Below are 17,452 nucleotides of genomic sequence, written 5' to 3'. Positions count from 1 at the left end.
TCCATATTTTACTTCTTATTGTCTGTTTAGTTGACTGTAAATTCACATAATCTAAATTAGTTGTTGCTAAATAACCTTTGACTAATGTTCGTGATTTAGTATGCTTAACACTGAGTTAACCTAAAAGAGAGAAGAAAATAATGAGTATATCGATTCCATGGGAGTCCTTATTTGGCGGCATGTTACTTGGCGTTTCTGCGACGTTGTTATTACTGCTAAATGGTAAAATCGCAGGAATTAGTGGGGTGCTTACTGGGCTATTAGTACCTAAAAAACAAGATTATGCTTGGCGTGTCTTGTTTATTGTGGGAATGATCTTTGGTGGTGTTGTTGGTGTTCATTATCTTGGTGCTTATGTGCCTAGTGAGTATAATGCGACGGTGAGCACCCTTGTTATTGCTGGTTTACTGGTTGGTATTGGCACCCGTTTAGGCAATGGTTGTACTAGTGGGCATGGGATCTGTGGTATTGGTAGATTGTCTGTTCGCTCAATGATTGCTACCGCTACTTTTATGATTGTTGCGGCTATCACTGTTTTTGTTCTCAATCACCTTCTTTAGTTGGATTCGATGATGACTACTTTATTATTTCTTTTTGTATCGCTGGTTTCAGGGCTTCTTTTTGGTATCGGTATGGTTATTTCTGGAATGGCAGATCCTCACGTTGTGATTGCTTTTTTAGATATTGCTGGAGAGTGGGATCCAAGCTTAATGTTTGTGATAGGAGGGGCGTTATTGGTATTTATGCCCGCGTATTTCCTATTGATTAAGCCGAAAGAAAAACCATTAAATGCAGGTGAGTTTTGTTTATCTACCAATAAAAAAATTGATAAGCGATTAGTTATCGGTGCGGTAATTTTTGGTTTAGGATGGGGCATTGCCGGTGTTTGTCCGGGACCCGCCGTATCAAGCATCGCTCTTGGTAATAAAGATGTGATTATCTTTTTTGTTGCTATGATTATCGGGTTATATATGACCCATAAAATACTGCAATCTAAAGACGCGTAAATTGACGTCGATTTAATTAATACAAAAAATGGGCAAACCTATTTGAGTTCGCCCTTTCTTATTGATTAGTAACTGTAACGTTCTTCCGGCTTTTCACTGTCGTATTCTACTAACTCCCACTCGAATCCTGCTTTGTCATAAAAGTAAGTACGTCGCCCATGTTTTTCTTGAGTGACTAGACCATTCTGTTCGTAACCTAAAGTAAGTAATTTTTCCTGAAGACGGTCTAAATTGTCGACGATCATTCCAATATGGTTAACACCGATATTGTGATAGGGCTTACGGGTATCTTGTGATGAGATCGCATCTTTGGGTTCTTGTAAGGCAAAATAACATTCATCGTTACCGACATGAGCCCATCGATAACTACCTACTGGCGTTTGATCTATTTTGACTCTAAAGTCAGGTGCTGCATTTAATAGAAAAGCGATGGCCGCATCTATGTTTGGAACGGTGATGTTGGCGTGTTCAAAGCGTGTCATAGTGACTCCTTGTTATACTCATTATTAACGTAGAGACACTGTAAAAGGTAAAGTTAACTTTAGGTCAATACATTATATGTTTTTTTGTTCACTATTATTTATTGCTTAGTGATGTAAATATTAATAGCATTTTTATGTTTTCTTGATTTTTATTTTCCCTTCTTTTTATAAGGTTATAAGTTGATAAAACTTGATCTATTTATATTCCATTTATGTTGCATTCATAAACGCTAGGTTCTATTAATATTAAAAATAGACTTGTTCATGTGAAAAATGGTTATGCTATGTTATCTTTCTTATATCTTGAATTTTATTAGTTTGTTTTAATTCAATAGCTTATATTTTTATTTTTTGCTTTTTATGTTGTTTTAATTCGTTGGATCCTAAGATTTCATTTTTGATAAGGGAATGATATAGGCAGATATAAATAGTTTATTTATAATCGCCATCTCTTTTATGAATCGTATCAATATAAATAGATAATCTTTATTTTTTGAGATGCATAAACTGCTTATATTAATAACGATTTAACACCAATGAGTATCTTATGGTCGGATTATGTTTTCAAATTAATGACTGGACTCTCGTCATTGAAGAAAATAAATTATATCGCCAAGATAGGGAAGTCTCGGTTGAACCTCGTTTAGTTAATTTGCTTCGTTTTTTAGCCCAACATTCCGGTGAAGTATTTTGCCGTGATGAATTAATACAACATGTTTGGGATGGTGCGTTCGTCACTGATCAAGTTGTCACTCAATCTATTTTTGAATTACGCAAGATATTAAGAGATGGGCGTTTAGATAACGCGAGATACCTTGTGACCGTGCCAAAACGTGGTTATAAGCTTGTTGCTGACACTCAACTCGTTAATTTTGAAGAGACAGAGTTTTGGAAACCTTGTGACTATTCTAAAACGGTAATCTCTTCAGCGTTAAATTATGCAGAATCAGGGCATGCAGCTCACGAGCTTGTTGATGAGAAAGTAACAACAACAGAGCATGATCTTTCTTTTCCATCAGGCCCACTAACCCGTGCTATCACGACAATATCGAAAGATGTTGAAAAAGAAAAAAATAAACAGGGGGCAAGCTTTAACTCTTTCCATCGTTGGAAACTACTCGCTTTTGATGCTTTTCTTGTTTGTATTTTAATAGCAGTAATTATGTCGACAACGTATCAACACACCAGTACACACATTACAAAAGCGATCGATATCGATTTAATCGAATTTACGTTTCATGCAAGCCGTAATCAAAAAGATGAAACGGAATTTCTTGCTGATGGGATAAGCCAAAAATTAATGGCAGATTTAGCCAGTGTTGGTAATTATCGTGTTCAATTAGATAAAACCGCCTTTACGACTGGGATTTTACCTGGGAAAGCGGTGGATGTACGTGTTGAAGAGCAGCAAAATAAAACCTATTTAGATGTAGAGTATCGCAGCAATACATCCAATAAAGTGTTGTTTAGTCGTCAATATCGAATGACGCCATCCAATCTTGAGCGTGTCTTACGTCAATCGTCTTTTGATTTAATGAACGCACTGGGTGTTACTGTTTCTGAAGCACAGATGGACGAATTAATGATTGGCTTACCTAAAGAGGAAGGGTTGCTAGAGGTATTGATTCAAGCAAATCATTATATCAATCAACCGGATCCTCGATTGTTTGAGCAAGGCATACGACTGTTAGAGAAAATATCATCAGAAGAACCTGATAATGGGTATATTTTGGCTGAATTATATATTGCTTATAATGCATTTTCAGCACTTAACCCTGAGCTTGAATTGAGCGATAACACCATGAAAATTGATAATTTAAGTCAAGATTTGGTGGGCAAATACGGGGTTGCAACAGATGAAATATGGCCTGCGCGTATTTATGAAGCATTAGCAATGAATGCCATTAAACAAGATGATAAAGAAGCGGCTCAAAAATACCTTACGCATGCTTTTGCGCGCAGAGAGTCAGCTTTCTCATACATTCTTGAAGGAAAGCTTGCGGAGCTGAATGGGAATTTAGATAAAGCGGGGGACGCTTATAGTCGAGCGTTCTTTATGGATACGTCTCTAGAAACGTACATGTTAAGTGAGAACTTAGCGTTTTACAGTGATCTAGAAACCGTGGCTTATTTTATGTATAGAGCCGTAAAGCCAAGTGAAGTTCGTTTAATGTAAATGACAAATAACGGATAACAAAAAGCCCGTAGTACTCAGGACTATGGGCTTTTTTATTTTACGAGAGAATAAAGTATTTACACTTTCTTTTTCTCTGGATGCCATGCTGTGTCGACGTTATCCAGTTGAGGAAACTTAGTGCGATCAAATTCAGGTATTTTACCTGCTTTTAATTGCGTTTCGTAATCTTTGATAACGTTAATTGCCAACTTAGACAGAAAGATGAGCGCGACAATATTGATTAATGCCATCATGCCCATTGATGCGTCAGCTAAGTTCCATACCACAGGTAAAGAAGCCACTGAGCCAAACATCACCATTGCTAATACACATAGGCGGAAACCAAATAGGCCTTTCTTAGAGTTACCGTTTAAGAACATTACGTTGGTTTCAGCGTAGCTGTAGTTCGCAATGATAGACGTAAAGCAGAACAATAAGATAGCAAGAGCCATGAAGTAACTTGTCCAGCTACCTAGCTCATTGGTTAGCGCTTGTTGTAGAAGGCTGATACCTGTTGCTGCATTTGGTTGATCCATTACGCCAGAAAGCATAATCATCGCCGCAGAAGCCGTACAGATAACAATCGTATCAACAAATACACCTAGCATTTGCACAAAACCTTGTGATGCAGGGTGGTTAGGGTTTGGCGTTGCACTTGCTGCGATGTTCGCTGCTGAACCCATCCCCGCTTCGTTCGAGAATAAACCACGAGCAATACCAGATTGCATAGCTTGCGCGATAGTATAAGCAACACCACCTGCCGCGGCTTCTTGCCAACCGAATGCACTCTTAACGATAAGCGTTAATACCGCTGGAACTTCAGTGATGTTCATTACCACAACGATTAATGCAATCGCAAGGTAACCAACCGCCATTACGGGTACGATTTTTGATGATGCCGTTGCAACACGACGTAAGCCGCCCATGATGAAGAACGCAGATACCGCTACGATAACCACACCCATGATCGTTTTATCAAAACCAAATGAATGACTAAGAGCATCGGTAATGGTGTTTGCTTGAACAGCATTGAAGACTAAACCAAAAGCGATGATTAAAAAGATAGAGAAAAGTGACCCCATCCAGCGTTGGCCTAGACCTTTTTCCATGTAGTATGCTGGGCCGCCACGGTATTGACCATCAACATCTTTTACTTTGTAGACTTGAGCGAGAGTTGATTCGATGAATGCGGTTGCCATTCCAAATAAAGCGATAAGCCACATCCAGAAGATAGCACCAGGGCCACCAACGGTTAATGCCACTGCCACACCTGCCATGTTACCCGTTCCCACGCGAGCTGCCATAGAGGTACAAAATACTTGATAAGAGCTGATGCCGTTTTCGACTTCTTTGTCGTTACGTAGAATTTGAATTGAATGACCAAGTTGACGTATTTGAATGAAACCAAGACGTAGTGTGAAGTAAACACCAACACCAACCAGAAGATAGACGAGAACTTGTCCCCAAAGAATGCCGTTGATAGTGCCAATGACAGACATTAATGCCTCGTTCATTGACTCAATTAGCGTTGAATCTGTGCTTGTCATGAAATTTCCTTATTATTAATCGTTAATTTATCTTTCCTGAATTAAAGGGGAGCAAAAGCCACTCTTTAAGAAATATAAGTAACTTTGTTATAGAATTGTATAAAATATCGTTTGCTAAGGATTCGCGGCGATTAATATAGTGTAGGGAGCTTTGTTTAGTCAATAATAATGAAACAATACACCCATCTTTTTTTACTATTGAGGTTAAAGATTTACAAAAAAACGTTTGTATTTCGTCGTTAATTAACACCTTGTTTTTATATGGGTACTGTTTAATCCGCTGTCTCTCTACTTACTCCTTTCGTATCTTCCTTATATCAGAACATTATCATTCTTGATGAATTTATATTTTTTATAAAACTCAAATTAAATATAAATAACCATTAAGTAAGTTGTTGATTACAAGTGCTTATAATGGTTTTTGTGTTTATGTAAAAAGATAAACTTCCTTATGTTTTCATCATTATTTTATTGATAATTTTATCCTGATTTTTTTTATTGTCTTTGGGCGTAATCTTCATCTCAACATTACAGCGAGATGTTGTTCTTATACCCAAATGAGTTTTTATAATTTGGTTTAAATAATGTCTCCCCTTTTTAATGAACATTTAAGTATAACGGGCACGAAAAAAGGCCCATTCGATAATCCCTGGAGATATGATGGAATCGAATACCAAAAAAATTGGCTTAATTGCCTGTACTGGCGTTGTTGCCGGCAACATGATGGGGAGCGGTATTGCACTATTACCTTCTTCATTAGCAGCTGTTGGCTCAATTTCAATTTTTAGTTGGATCATTTGTTTAGTTGGTGCGTTGAGTTTGGCATTTGTTTTTGCTCGCTTAGCAACAAAGAACCCACAAGAAGGTGGTCCAATCGCTTACGCTGGTGAAGTTGCTCCTGTGTTTGGTTTCCAAACTGGGGTTCTTTACTACCACGCAAACTGGATTGGTAACTTAGCCATCGCCATTACTGGTGTGTCTTATTTATCTGTTTTCTTCCCAGCTTTAAGTCATCCAATCCCTGCTGCAATAGCAACGGTTGCGTCTGTATGGATATTTACCTTTGTAAACTTACTCGGTGGTAGCTGGGTTAGTCGTCTTTGTACTCTAGGTCTCGGGCTTATCCTTATTCCAGTTGTTGGTACCGCTGTTGCTGGTTGGGGGCATTTTGATATGGCCATTTACAACCAAAACTGGAACGTATCATCAGGCACAAACAGCCATGCTGTTATCAGTGCGGTATTGATTTGTTTATGGTCATTTGTTGGTGTTGAATCAGCCGCTGTATCATCTGGTATGGTAAAAAATCCAAAACGCACGGTTCCTCTAGCAACCATGTTGGGTACAGCGATTGCGGGTATTATTTATATCCTATCTACTCAAGTTATTGGTGGTATGTTCCCGGCGTCTGAAGTCGCTGCATCAAGTGCACCTTTCGCACTGGCAACAACAGAAATCTTCGGTAGCTGGTCTGCTCCATTCGTTTCTGCATTTACTGCACTTGCGTGTTTCACTTCTCTTGGTTCTTGGATGATGTTGGTTGGTGAGGCCGGTAAACGTGCTGCTAACGATGGCAACTTCCCTAAAATCTATGGCGAAACTGATAAAAATGGCGTAGCGAAAAAAGGGCTTATCTTAGCATCGTTAAAAATGACAGCGCTAATGATTGTACTTACTGCGTTCAGTTCTCAATCTGCTCATACTGCTGACTTATTTAATCAGCTAACAACAGATGCCGTACTACTAACAATGCTTCCTTACTTCTACTCAAGCATTAACTTAATTCGCTTTGAAGGTATGACTACTCGTAGTGGCTTTACGATGATGTTCTCTGGCGTGGCTTGTGTGTTCTGTATGATTGCGCTTGCTGGTGCAGAAGGTGCAACACTGACTGCAACCTTTATCGTGTCACTGGTTATCCTTATGTTCTACGCAAAAAAAATGGGCTTGAAACAAGCCGAGCAACACATAAGCACTGAAGCTGCTGCCCATTAATTATCACACGATAGCGTAAACACTTAACGCTACCAACTTAGTAAGTTTACCCCCTGGCGCTCCACTACCTCACCATCAAAAAGATGGGGAGCGCCTTGTTTCGTCTTGGAGATATAAAATGAATATTTTTGCTATCCTAAACCACTCAGGTGTTTTCTTTAAAGAAGAGCCAGTTCGCGAACTTCATGCTTCTTTAGAAAAAGCAGGCTACAAAGTTGTTTACCCAGTAGACGCACAAGATTTGTATAAAATGGTTGAAATGAACCCACGTATTTGTGGTGTGTTATTTGACTGGGATAAATACTCATTAGACTTATGTACTGAAATTAATGTCTTGAATGAAAAATTGCCTTTGTATGCCTTTGCAAACCAACATTCAACGTTAGATATTTCATTAACGGATTTACGTCTAAATCTTCATTTCTTCGAATATGCATTAGGCATGGCCGATGATATCGCTCTGAAAATTAATCAAGCGACTGAAGAATACATAGATCAAATCATGCCTCCTTTTACTAAGGCACTATTCAAATATGTAGAAGAAGGTAAATATACGTTCTGTACTCCGGGTCACATGGGCGGTACTGCTTTCCAAAAAAGTCCAGCAGGCAGCATCTTCTATGATTTCTACGGTCCAAACGCATTTAAAGCGGATGTCTCAATTTCAATGCCTGAACTAGGTTCATTGCTTGATCACTCTGGTCCTCATAAAGAAGCAGAAGAGTATATTGCTCGCACGTTTAATGCAGACAGCTCTTACATCGTAACGAACGGTACGTCTACTTCAAATAAAATTGTAGGTATGTTTTCTGCACCAGCAGGCAGCACAGTACTTGTTGACCGTAACTGTCACAAATCTTTGACTCACATGATGATGATGAGTGATGTAACCCCTATCTATTTCCGTCCAACGCGTAACGCTTACGGTATTTTAGGTGGCATTCCTCAAAGTGAATTCACTCGTGAAGTGATTGAAGCAAAAGTAGCAGCAACACCAAACGCAACTATGCCTGGTTATGCGGTTATTACTAACTCTACTTACGATGGCTTGTTGTATAACACTCAATACATCAAAGAAACGCTAGACACTAAATTCATCCACTTCGACAGTGCTTGGGTTCCTTACACTAACTTCAACTCTATTTACGAAGGTAAATGTGGTATGAGTGGTGAAGCGATGCCGGGTAAAGTGTTCTATGAAACACAATCAACTCATAAATTATTGGCTGCGTTCTCTCAAGCATCAATGATCCACGTGAAAGGTGAGTTTGATAAAGAATCTTTCAACGAAGCCTTCATGATGCACACATCAACATCACCTCAATACGGTATTGTTGCATCAACAGAAATTGCTGCGGCGATGATGCGCGGTAATACAGGTAAGAAACTGATCCAAGACTCTATTGACCGTGCGATTCGTTTCCGTAAAGAGATCAAACGTCTAGAAAGTGAAAGTGACAGCTGGTTCTTCGATGTATGGCAACCAGAAAATATCGATACAACAGAATGTTGGAAACTGGATCCTAAAGATACATGGCATGGTTTTAAAGACATCGATGATGACCACATGTACCTTGATCCAATCAAAGTAACGCTATTAACTCCAGGAATGAACGAAAATAGCGAAATGAGTGAAACAGGTATCCCTGCTTCTATCGTTGCTAAATACTTAGATGAACACGGTATTGTAGTAGAGAAAACAGGTCCATATAACCTATTATTCTTGTTCTCTATCGGTATTGATAAATCAAAAGCAATGCAATTACTGCGTGCGTTAACTGACTTTAAACGTGGCTATGATCTAAACTTAACAGTGAAAAACTTCTTACCTTCACTGTACAACGAAGATCCAAGCTTCTACGAAGGCATGCGCATTCAAGAACTGGCACAAGGCATTCACGATCTTACTCGTCAATACCGTTTACCAGAATTGATGTTCAAAGCGTTTGATGTATTACCTGAACTAAAAGTAACGCCACACGCAGCATGGCAAGAAGAGCTACGCGGCAATGTGGAAGAAGTGAAACTGGAAGAAATGGTTGGTCGCGTAAGTGCCAATATGATCCTTCCTTATCCTCCAGGTGTTCCACTAGTACTTCCTGGTGAAATGGTAACAACAGAATCTCGTCCAGTACTTGATTTCTTAGAGATGCTATGTGCAATCGGCGCTCATTACCCAGGTTTTGAAACGGATATTCACGGTGTATATGCTCAAAAAGATGGCAGTTACACAGTGAAAGTATTAAAAGAAGATTAAGCCCTAGGGTTTTAAAGGATTATCGTTTATTTTAGGGCACGGAAGCCCTTACTCTATTTTAAATTATGGTGATGTTATGAAACGTATTCTTTCCATTCAGTCTCATGTGGTATTTGGTTGTGCAGGCAACAGTGCAGCGGTTTTTCCAATGCGAAGAATGGGAATGGAAGTGTGGCCAATTAACACGGTACAGTTTTCAAATCACACACAATACTTACAAGGCTGGAAAGGCATTGCTATGCCTGCGGGCCATATTTCAGAATTAGTTGATGGTCTATCAGCAATTGAAGCAACAAAAGTCTGTGATGCCGTATTAAGTGGTTACTTAGGATCAGCAGCACAAGGCCAAGAAATTATTACGGCTGTTAAAAAAATCAAACAAGACAACTCAAACGCGATTTACTTCTGCGATCCTGTGATGGGACATCCTGAGAAGGGGTGCATCGTTGCCCCAGAAGTGGAAGTGTTTTTTAAAGAATCTGCGTTAGCATCAGCGGATATTATTGCGCCAAATTTACTTGAATTAGAAAGTTTATCTGGCATGACTATTAATACCTTAGAGCAAGTGATTGAAGCAAATAATCAACTGCTTGAAAAAGGCGTTAAGATGGTAGTGGTAAAACACTTAAGTCGTGCGGGAATTAAAAAAGATCGTTTTGAAATGCTATTAACCACCAAAGACGGCAGTTACCATATTTCTCGTCCTTTATATGACTTTGATGCAAAGCGTCAGCCAGTAGGGGCTGGAGATTTAATCAGTGGCGTAATGCTGGCTAACTTAATTGCGGGTTGCTCTCCAATTGATGCGTTTGAACGTACCAATGCAGCGGTTGATTCTGTGATGAAAGAAACCTTCAAACAAGGTGCGTATGAGCTACAGCTTATTGCCTCACAAGAACAATTTAATGCGCCAAATATTACGGTAAAAGCGACGAAAGTAGCGTAATCCGTTATATTCACAATGAATAGAAAATGCAAAGCCCTTTAATCCCTATCGTCAGTGATTAAAGGGCTTTTTTATTGTGTTGATTTCTTTTTAATTATTGAATAGATCAGATGTAAGCGTGCGGGGAACTACACCTAACAAATAAAATTCATTATGCGTATCTTACGATCTTTCATTTAACGAGAACGTAATTATGCAAAAAGATAAAAAGAGAACACCAGAGCAATGGCACGCTCTATTTGAATCTCAGCAATCTAGCAAGCTTAGTGCCGCTGAATTTTGTCGTAACCATAATATTCTGCCAAAGACATTTAGTGCACGTAAAGCACGATGGAAACAAAAGATTAACGCTTCTACTTTCTTGAAAGTAGAAGCGTTAACATCAACTATCATCGCCACTCCACAATTACCAGATATTCAACTTTCTATCGGAAAATTGCGATTAACATTGCCAGCTACTGAACCTCACTGGATAGGACTCTTATTAAAAGGGTATCAATCATGAATGTATTTACTGATGTTTCCACCATTTATCTTCATCGTGATTTTGTCGATTTTCGCAAGGCCATTAATGGCCTTGTCGTGATTGTTGAGCAAGAAATGCAACTATCACCGTTTAGTGATGCTCTATTTATATTTTGCAATAAGCCTCGTGATAAACTCAAAATATTGTATTGGGATAAAACAGGATTCGCTTTATGGTACAAGCGATTAGATGAAGACCGCTTCAAATGGCCACGAAATATAAATAACGATACGTTAGCATTATCAGAGCAGCAACTGACACTGCTATTACAAGGTTTTGATATCTTAGGACATCAACCGGTACATTATCAAACAACCCTTTAAATAGTTGATTCTCAGTCAAGAATAGGAGGCAACCGATTGATTACCTGTATTATCGTTATATAGTCATCTACATGACTGATAAAATAAAACCACTTCCTGATACCATTGTCGAGGTGAAAAGACTTCTGTTCCAGCTGAAAAATAAATATAACCGTCTTCTAGAGCAAATTTCGGCTGGCTCAACATCAGCGCTTTGGTAAAAGCAGTGAATCTGACTCGACTCAATTTGATTTATTCAATGAAACAGAAGAAGAAATCATCATTGAAAATGATGACACACAAACGATTACCTACACTCGTCAAAAGCCAAAACGCCAACGCTTACCTGAAGACTTACCGCGTACTGTTATTATCCACGACATAAAAGATAAAACTTGTAAGTGTTGCGGTCTAGAGATGCATGCGATGGGTAAAGACATCAGTGAAAAGTTGGAATTTGTACCAGCTAAAGTGGAAGTTATTCAACATGTTCGTCCTAAATATGCTTGCCGAAATTGTGAAAAAAACAATACTTCAGTAGACATTAAACAAGCCCCAATGCCAGCGTCACCAATCCCTAAAGGGATTGCGACCGCAAGTTTACTTGCTCAAATTATTACGGCTAAATTTCAATACAGTCTTCCACTTTATCGTCAAGAAACGTTATTTCAGCAATGGGGTATCATTATTGGACGGCGAACGATGGCGGATTGGTTAATAAAATGCTCGGTACTATTTACCCCTCTTAATAACGAGTTACATCGTATTTTGCTTGAACAACCCACTCTGCATTGTGATGAAACAACGGTAAATGTGTTGGATGTTGAAAAAGCAAAATGTTATATGTGGGTCTACTGCTCTGGCTATGATTCTCCAGGCTCTGGTGTTTTGCCTGGAATTGTACTTTATGATTATCAATCTAGCAGGCATGGCTACCATCCAGTTAACTTTTTAAAAGGTTATAACGGGTATTTACATACCGATGGTTACCAAGGTTATGAACAAACTGAAGCGATGTTAGTTGGCTGTTGGGCACACGCACGTCGACGATTTATTGAGGCTCAACGTGTTCAAGTAAAAGGGAAAACAGGGAGTGCAGATTGGGTATTGAGTAAAATCCAAAAGCTATACCGGATCGAATCGTTATTAAAAGAGGCTTCCCCTGAAGCCAAGTATGTTGCTAGGCAGACAGAAGCCCGCGATTTACTTAAAGAGCTCCGTGATTGGCTTGATAGCGCAGTTAGTCGAGTATCACCTAAAACAAAATTAGGTGAGGCGATTAGCTATACATTAAATCAATGGGATAAATTAGTTCGTTATATTGATGATGGATTGTTATCTATTGATAACAATCGAGCAGAGCGAGCGGTTAAACCGTTTGTTATCGGCCGGAAAAACTGGTTATTTTCGGGTTCAACGGCTGGTGCAGATTCAAGTGCAATGCTTTACAGCATTGTAGAAACAGCAAAGGCAAACGGATTAATCCCTTACGATTATATTAGGTATTGTCTAGATCGTTTATGTGTTGGATCGCCAGATATCGATTCACTTTTACCTTGGAATGTAAAAGACAAGGTGTAGTTCCCCGCACGCTTACAAAGATTTAGATTATCAAACCGCCTTAGAATTTAATGCTTTTTCTAAAGGGTGTGTGGATAGTACTGAAAACACCAATATGCTGTTTCACCAGTTCATTGATAAGCCACTTAAAGGCAAAAAAATTAATGAGTACCGCAATTCAAAATTAATCGTTACTACACTGCAAAAGCTCAACAGTGTGATATCTAAGTCTCGCTATTTAAAAGAGATGGAGTCATTAAAAGATAAGCGCATTGTGTTTATTTTTGATGAATGTCACCGCAGTCAATTTGGTGATACCCATAAGAGTTTGATTGAGTTCTTCAAGGGTGCTCAATTATTTGGTTTTACTGGAACACCTATCTTTGCTGAAAATGCAGTAGCTAAGAACTCAGTCAAGAAAACCACCAAAGACTTATTTGATGAGCGTCTACATGCTTATGTGATTGTCGATGCTATCCGTGACCAAAACGTATTGAAGTTTGCGATTGAATACGTTGGTCGTTATCAATATAAAACAGGCTCTAAAAATACCTTAGATATTGATGTAGAAGATATTGATACCAAAGAGCTGTTATCGTCACCAGAGCGTCTAGATAAGATAACCGACTACATCATTGCCAATCATAATCGCAAGACTCACAGCCGCGCCTACAATGCCATGTTGTGTGTGTCGGGTATCCCTGAGCTAATTCAGTACTATGAATTGTTTGCTAAGAAAAAAGCAGAAGGTAAACACACGCTAAAAATAGCGACGATTTTTAGTTATGAGGCCAACGAAGAAGAAGAGTATGAATTAAGTGGCTCTGATGCAGTAGAAATTAAAGAAGCCGCAGCGAAGTACTTAAATAATACGGATGCAGTAAAACTACACAGTCGAGATAAGCTAGAAGCATTTATGGCAGATTACAATGCGATGTTTGGCTCAAGCTATACCACCAAGGATTATCACTCGTTCGATAAGTATTACAAAAATCTGTCTCAACGAGTGAAAGATAAAGAGATTGATATTCTTCTTGTGGTGAATATGTTTTTAACAGGCTTTGATGCAAAGTGCCTTAATACACTTTATGTCGATAAGAACCTCAAGCATCATGGATTAATTGTAAGCGTGCGGGGAACTACACCTTGTCTTTTACATTCCAAGGTAAAAGTGAATCGATATCTGGCGATCCAACACATAAACGATCTAGACAATACCTAATATAATCGTAAGGGATTAATCCGTTTGCCTTTGCTGTTTCTACAATGCTGTAAAGCATTGCACTTGAATCTGCACCAGCCGTTGAACCCGAAAATAACCAGTTTTTCCGGCCGATAACAAACGGTTTAACCGCTCGCTCTGCTCGATTGTTATCAATAGATAACAATCCATCATCAATATAACGAACTAATTTATCCCATTGATTTAATGTATAGCTAATCGCCTCACCTAATTTTGTTTTAGGTGATACTCGACTAACTGCGCTATCAAGCCAATCACGGAGCTCTTTAAGTAAATCGCGGGCTTCTGTCTGCCTAGCAACATACTTGGCTTCAGGGGAAGCCTCTTTTAATAACGATTCGATCCGGTATAGCTTTTGGATTTTACTCAATACCCAATCTGCACTCCCTGTTTTCCCTTTTACTTGAACACGTTGAGCCTCAATAAATCGTCGACGTGCGTGTGCCCAACAGCCAACTAAAATCGCTTCAGTTTGTTCATAACCTTGGTAACCATCGGTATGTAAATACCCGTTATAACCTTTTAAAAAGTTAACTGGATGGTAGCCATGCCTGCTAGATTGATAATCATAAAGTACAATTCCAGGCAAAACACCAGAGCCTGGAGAATCATAGCCAGAGCAGTAGACCCACATATAACATTTTGCTTTTTCAACATCCAACACATTTACCGTTGTTTCATCACAATGCAGAGTGGGTTGTTCAAGCAAAATACGATGTAACTCGTTATTAAGAGGGGTAAATAGTACCGAGCATTTTATTAACCAATCCGCCATCGTTCGCCGTCCAATAATGATACCCCATTGCTGAAATAACGTTTCTTGACGATAAAGTGGAAGACTGTATTGAAATTTAGCCGTAATAATTTGAGCAAGTAAACTTGCGGTCGCAATCCCTTTAGGGATTGGTGACGCTGGCATTGGGGCTTGTTTAATGTCTACTGAAGTATTGTTTTTTTCACAATTTCGGCAAGCATATTTAGGACGAACATGTTGAATAACTTCCACTTTAGCTGGTACAAATTCCAACTTTTCACTGATGTCTTTACCCATCGCATGCATCTCTAGACCGCAACACTTACAAGTTTTATCTTTTATGTCGTGGATAATAACAGTACGCGGTAAGTCTTCAGGTAAGCGTTGGCGTTTTGGCTTTTGACGAGTGTAGGTAATCGTTTGTGTGTCATCATTTTCAATGATGATTTCTTCTTCTGTTTCATTGAATAAATCAAATTGAGTCGAGTCAGATTCACTGCTTTTACCAAAGCGCTGATGTTGAGCCAGTCGAAATTGCTCTAGAAGACGGTTATATTTATTTTCAAGCTGAAGCACAAGTGCTTTCAGCTCGTCAATGGTATCAGGAAGTGGTTTTATTTTATCAGTCATGTAGATGACTATATAACGATAATACAGGTAATCAATCGGTTGCCTCCTATTCTTGACTGAGAATCAACTATTTAAAGGGTTGTTTGATAATGTACCGGTTGATGTCCTAAGATATCAAAACCTTGTAATAGCAGTGTCAGTTGCTGCTCTGATAATGCTAACGTATCGTTATTTATATTTCGTGGCCATTTGAAGCGGTCTTCATCTAATCGCTTGTACCATAAAGCGAATCCTGTTTTATCCCAATACAATATTTTGAGTTTATCACGAGGCTTATTGCAAAATATAAATAGAGCATCACTAAACGGTGATAGTTGCATTTCTTGCTCAACAATCACGACAAGGCCATTAATGGCCTTGCGAAAATCGACAAAATCACGATGAAGATAAATGGTGGAAACATCAGTAAATACATTCATGATTGATACCCTTTTAATAAGAGTCCTATCCAGTGAGGTTCAGTATTAGCTGGCAATGTTAATCGCAATTTTCCGATAGAAAGTTGAATATCTGGTAATTGTGGAGTGGCGATGATAGTTGATGTTAACGCTTCTACTTTCAAGAAAGTAGAAGCGTTAATCTTTTGTTTCCATCGTGCTTTACGTGCACTAAATGTCTTTGGCAGAATATTATGGTTACGACAAAATTCAGCGGCACTAAGCTTGCTAGATTGCTGAGATTCAAATAGAGCGTGCCATTGCTCTGGTGTTCTCTTTTTATCTTTTTGCATAATTACGTTCTCGTTAAATGAAAGATCGTAAGATACGCATAATGAATTTTATTTGTTAGGTGTAGTTCCCCGCACGCTTACGATTAATTCAAGCGTTCTCACGCCCTAATCGATTGTTAGATGAGAAGAAGTCCCACGGTAATATCGTGTGCTTCCGTAACCTGAAAAAAGCCGCTGATGAGGCATTTACGCTGTTCTCTAATAAGCAACCTAAAGAGGTGATAGAGACACCAGCCTACGATGAGCTATTAGCTGATTTTGATAAGGCGTATGGGGCATTAATGGTAATCACACCAACCCCTGATTCGGTGGATGATTTACCTGATGAAGATGCACAAAAGTTGTTTGTTCTTCAATTTCGTAAACTGATGCAGCTTAAAAATATGCTGAGCAACTTTGCTGATTTTGATATGGCATCAACAGGGATGGATGAGCAAGAGTTCCAAGACTTCATTAGTAAATACGCTGATTTAAGTCGTCAGATACGTGAAGGCTCAACCAAAGAAAAAGTCTCTATTTTAGATGATGTGGATTTTGAGTTAGAACTACTGCACCGTGATGAAATCAATGTGGCTTACATTCTTCATCTATTGCGTGAATTGCATGGTGAAGACAGTGAAGACGCTAAAGTGAAAAAGCGTCAAGTCATTGCTAATTTAGTGAGTACCGACCCAACGTTATTAAGTAAGAAAGAATTGATTGAACGATTCATGAATGAGCACCTTGATGGCATTCCAGCTCAAGTGAATGTAGAAGAAGAGTTTGAGTTCTTCTGGGAAAAAGAAAAGCGTCTAGCCCTAGAGAAAATGGCAATAGAAGAAAAGCTTAATCAAGGAAAGTTAGAGAGCTTAGTCAGTCGATATGAAACGAGTGAGGTTATGCCATTGCGTGATGACTTTGCGGCAACGCTTGAGAGCAAGCCAACCATACTGCAACGTAAGAAGATTGTAGGGCGTTTAACTGAGAAGTTTAAAGGCTTTGTCGATACGTTTATTGGTGGGTTTTAGGATGTTGGTTAATGATACTAAGCAATAGGGGGCTTCTATTAGCTTATAGTTATTGGTAAGTTATAGGATGCAGCGCAAATTTAAGATACGTTAAAATGATTTGCCTTATCGTAAAGGATTAAGTACTTAACGAATGTAGTATCGAATCTTAGAGTGTAATTAATTGAAAATATATTGTATTAATTAATGGTTGATATTTAAACATTATGTAGACGCCGACACCAAACTTGGTGGGTAGTGTCTAGTTCCGATGCTATAAAATCATTATTGGCGTATTATAAAATAAAGTT

The 17,452-nt window shown here is 38.8% G+C and carries 15 protein-coding genes and 2 pseudogenes; 12 read left to right on the top strand and 5 right to left on the bottom strand.

The window, feature by feature from the left end; all coding sequences use genetic code 11:
* The first annotated feature begins 140 nt into the window (after nt 1-140).
* Nucleotides 141-560, top strand: coding sequence for a YeeE/YedE family protein (locus VSAL_RS13055; protein WP_012550969.1), 420 nt, complete (start codon nt 141-143; stop codon nt 558-560).
* A 9-nt stretch (nt 561-569) separates the two neighbouring features.
* Nucleotides 570-1,007: a YeeE/YedE family protein gene (locus VSAL_RS13050; RefSeq protein ID WP_012550968.1), complete on the top strand. Its 438-nt coding sequence runs from the start codon at nt 570-572 to the stop codon at nt 1,005-1,007.
* Between the two features lie 65 nt (nt 1,008-1,072).
* On the opposite strand, the gene VSAL_RS13045 is transcribed toward VSAL_RS13050, so the two are convergent.
* Nucleotides 1,073-1,489: a VOC family protein gene (locus tag VSAL_RS13045; RefSeq protein WP_012550967.1), complete on the bottom strand. Its 417-nt coding sequence runs from the start codon at nt 1,487-1,489 to the stop codon at nt 1,073-1,075.
* 547 nt (nt 1,490-2,036) lie between these two features.
* Between VSAL_RS13045 and cadC the strand changes: the two genes are divergently transcribed.
* Nucleotides 2,037-3,665: a lysine decarboxylation/transport transcriptional activator CadC gene (gene cadC / locus VSAL_RS13040; protein ID WP_012550966.1), complete on the top strand. Its 1,629-nt coding sequence runs from the start codon at nt 2,037-2,039 to the stop codon at nt 3,663-3,665.
* Between the two features lie 77 nt (nt 3,666-3,742).
* Here the strand turns inward: cadC and VSAL_RS13035 are convergent, their stop codons facing one another.
* Entirely contained in the window at nt 3,743-5,212 is a 1,470-nt protein-coding gene (locus tag VSAL_RS13035; RefSeq protein ID WP_012550965.1) for an alanine/glycine:cation symporter family protein, read from the bottom strand.
* 660 nt (nt 5,213-5,872) lie between these two features.
* Here VSAL_RS13035 and cadB point away from each other — a divergent pair.
* The 8 genes and pseudogenes from cadB (at nt 5,873) to VSAL_RS24265 (ending at nt 14,020) form a co-directional block, all read left to right on the top strand.
* Entirely contained in the window at nt 5,873-7,207 is a 1,335-nt protein-coding gene (gene cadB, locus VSAL_RS13030) for a cadaverine/lysine antiporter (RefSeq protein ID WP_012550964.1), read from the top strand.
* Nucleotides 7,208-7,325: 118 nt separating this feature from the next.
* A complete protein-coding gene (locus tag VSAL_RS13025; protein ID WP_012550963.1) occupies nt 7,326-9,464 on the top strand; it encodes a lysine decarboxylase CadA in 2,139 nt (712 codons plus the stop codon).
* Between the two features lie 76 nt (nt 9,465-9,540).
* A complete protein-coding gene (gene pdxY, locus VSAL_RS13020) occupies nt 9,541-10,410 on the top strand; it encodes a pyridoxal kinase PdxY (RefSeq protein ID WP_012550962.1) in 870 nt (289 codons plus the stop codon).
* 193 nt (nt 10,411-10,603) lie between these two features.
* Complete coding sequence (tnpA, locus tag VSAL_RS13015; protein ID WP_012549149.1) at nt 10,604-10,915, top strand: IS66 family insertion sequence element accessory protein TnpA; 312 nt, start codon at nt 10,604-10,606, stop codon at nt 10,913-10,915.
* Nucleotides 10,912-11,259 (top strand): IS66 family insertion sequence element accessory protein TnpB, encoded by a 348-nt coding sequence (tnpB, locus tag VSAL_RS13010; protein ID WP_012548924.1) that lies wholly within the window; start codon nt 10,912-10,914, stop codon nt 11,257-11,259. Before tnpA (VSAL_RS13015) ends, tnpB (VSAL_RS13010) begins: the two co-directional genes overlap by 4 nt.
* Nucleotides 11,260-11,330: 71 nt before the next feature.
* Nucleotides 11,331-12,819: pseudogene (locus VSAL_RS13005) on the top strand (IS66-like element ISVsa2 family transposase).
* Nucleotides 12,820-12,847: 28 nt separating this feature from the next.
* A pseudogene (locus tag VSAL_RS24270) lies at nt 12,848-13,372 on the top strand (DEAD/DEAH box helicase family protein); the annotation flags it as partial.
* 105 nt (nt 13,373-13,477) lie between these two features.
* Nucleotides 13,478-14,020 (top strand): type I restriction enzyme subunit R domain-containing protein, encoded by a 543-nt coding sequence (locus tag VSAL_RS24265; protein ID WP_407921289.1) that lies wholly within the window; start codon nt 13,478-13,480, stop codon nt 14,018-14,020.
* Here VSAL_RS24265 and VSAL_RS12995 read toward each other — a convergent pair.
* From VSAL_RS12995 to tnpA (VSAL_RS12985), 3 genes are all read right to left on the bottom strand, one after another.
* Nucleotides 13,938-15,425: an IS66-like element ISVsa2 family transposase gene (locus VSAL_RS12995; RefSeq protein ID WP_012549008.1), complete on the bottom strand. Its 1,488-nt coding sequence runs from the start codon at nt 15,423-15,425 to the stop codon at nt 13,938-13,940. The two genes, VSAL_RS24265 and VSAL_RS12995, sit on opposite strands and share 83 nt — an antisense overlap.
* A gap of 71 nt (nt 15,426-15,496) precedes the next feature.
* Nucleotides 15,497-15,844, bottom strand: coding sequence for an IS66 family insertion sequence element accessory protein TnpB (tnpB, locus tag VSAL_RS12990; RefSeq protein WP_012548924.1), 348 nt, complete (start codon nt 15,842-15,844; stop codon nt 15,497-15,499).
* Complete coding sequence (gene tnpA / locus VSAL_RS12985; protein ID WP_012548925.1) at nt 15,841-16,155, bottom strand: IS66 family insertion sequence element accessory protein TnpA; 315 nt, start codon at nt 16,153-16,155, stop codon at nt 15,841-15,843. Before tnpA (VSAL_RS12985) ends, tnpB (VSAL_RS12990) begins: the two co-directional genes overlap by 4 nt.
* A gap of 86 nt (nt 16,156-16,241) precedes the next feature.
* Here tnpA (VSAL_RS12985) and VSAL_RS12980 point away from each other — a divergent pair, with 86 nt between their 5' ends.
* On the top strand, nt 16,242-17,162 hold the full coding sequence (locus tag VSAL_RS12980; RefSeq protein WP_083799296.1) for a type I restriction endonuclease subunit R, EcoR124 family: 921 nt from the start codon (nt 16,242-16,244) through the stop codon (nt 17,160-17,162).
* Nucleotides 17,163-17,452 lie beyond the last annotated feature (290 nt).

This window comes from Aliivibrio salmonicida LFI1238 (genome assembly GCF_000196495.1).
Lineage (GTDB): Bacteria > Pseudomonadota > Gammaproteobacteria > Enterobacterales > Vibrionaceae > Aliivibrio > Aliivibrio salmonicida.
Note: the sequence above shows the minus strand (reverse complement) of the source record. Positions and strands in the feature narration are given on the sequence as shown.

Excerpts from the sequence above, each read along its gene's own strand:
- cadB (WP_012550964.1), top strand. The coding sequence starts at position 5,873 with ATGGAATCGAATACCAAAAAAATTGGCTTAATTGCCTGTACTGGCGTT.
- VSAL_RS24265 (WP_407921289.1), top strand. The coding sequence starts at position 13,478 with ATGTTGTGTGTGTCGGGTATCCCTGAGCTAATTCAGTACTATGAATTG.
- tnpB (WP_012548924.1), bottom strand. The coding sequence starts at position 15,844 with ATGAATGTATTTACTGATGTTTCCACCATTTATCTTCATCGTGATTTT.
- VSAL_RS13045 (WP_012550967.1), bottom strand. The coding sequence starts at position 1,489 with ATGACACGCTTTGAACACGCCAACATCACCGTTCCAAACATAGATGCG.
- tnpA (WP_012548925.1), bottom strand. The coding sequence starts at position 16,155 with ATGCAAAAAGATAAAAAGAGAACACCAGAGCAATGGCACGCTCTATTT.
- tnpA (WP_012549149.1), top strand. The coding sequence starts at position 10,604 with ATGCAAAAAGATAAAAAGAGAACACCAGAGCAATGGCACGCTCTATTT.
- VSAL_RS12995 (WP_012549008.1), bottom strand. The coding sequence starts at position 15,425 with ATGACTGATAAAATAAAACCACTTCCTGATACCATTGACGAGCTGAAA.
- pdxY (WP_012550962.1), top strand. The coding sequence starts at position 9,541 with ATGAAACGTATTCTTTCCATTCAGTCTCATGTGGTATTTGGTTGTGCA.
- VSAL_RS13035 (WP_012550965.1), bottom strand. The coding sequence starts at position 5,212 with ATGACAAGCACAGATTCAACGCTAATTGAGTCAATGAACGAGGCATTA.
- tnpB (WP_012548924.1), top strand. The coding sequence starts at position 10,912 with ATGAATGTATTTACTGATGTTTCCACCATTTATCTTCATCGTGATTTT.
- VSAL_RS13055 (WP_012550969.1), top strand. The coding sequence starts at position 141 with ATGAGTATATCGATTCCATGGGAGTCCTTATTTGGCGGCATGTTACTT.
- VSAL_RS13025 (WP_012550963.1), top strand. The coding sequence starts at position 7,326 with ATGAATATTTTTGCTATCCTAAACCACTCAGGTGTTTTCTTTAAAGAA.
- cadC (WP_012550966.1), top strand. The coding sequence starts at position 2,037 with ATGGTCGGATTATGTTTTCAAATTAATGACTGGACTCTCGTCATTGAA.
- VSAL_RS13050 (WP_012550968.1), top strand. The coding sequence starts at position 570 with ATGATGACTACTTTATTATTTCTTTTTGTATCGCTGGTTTCAGGGCTT.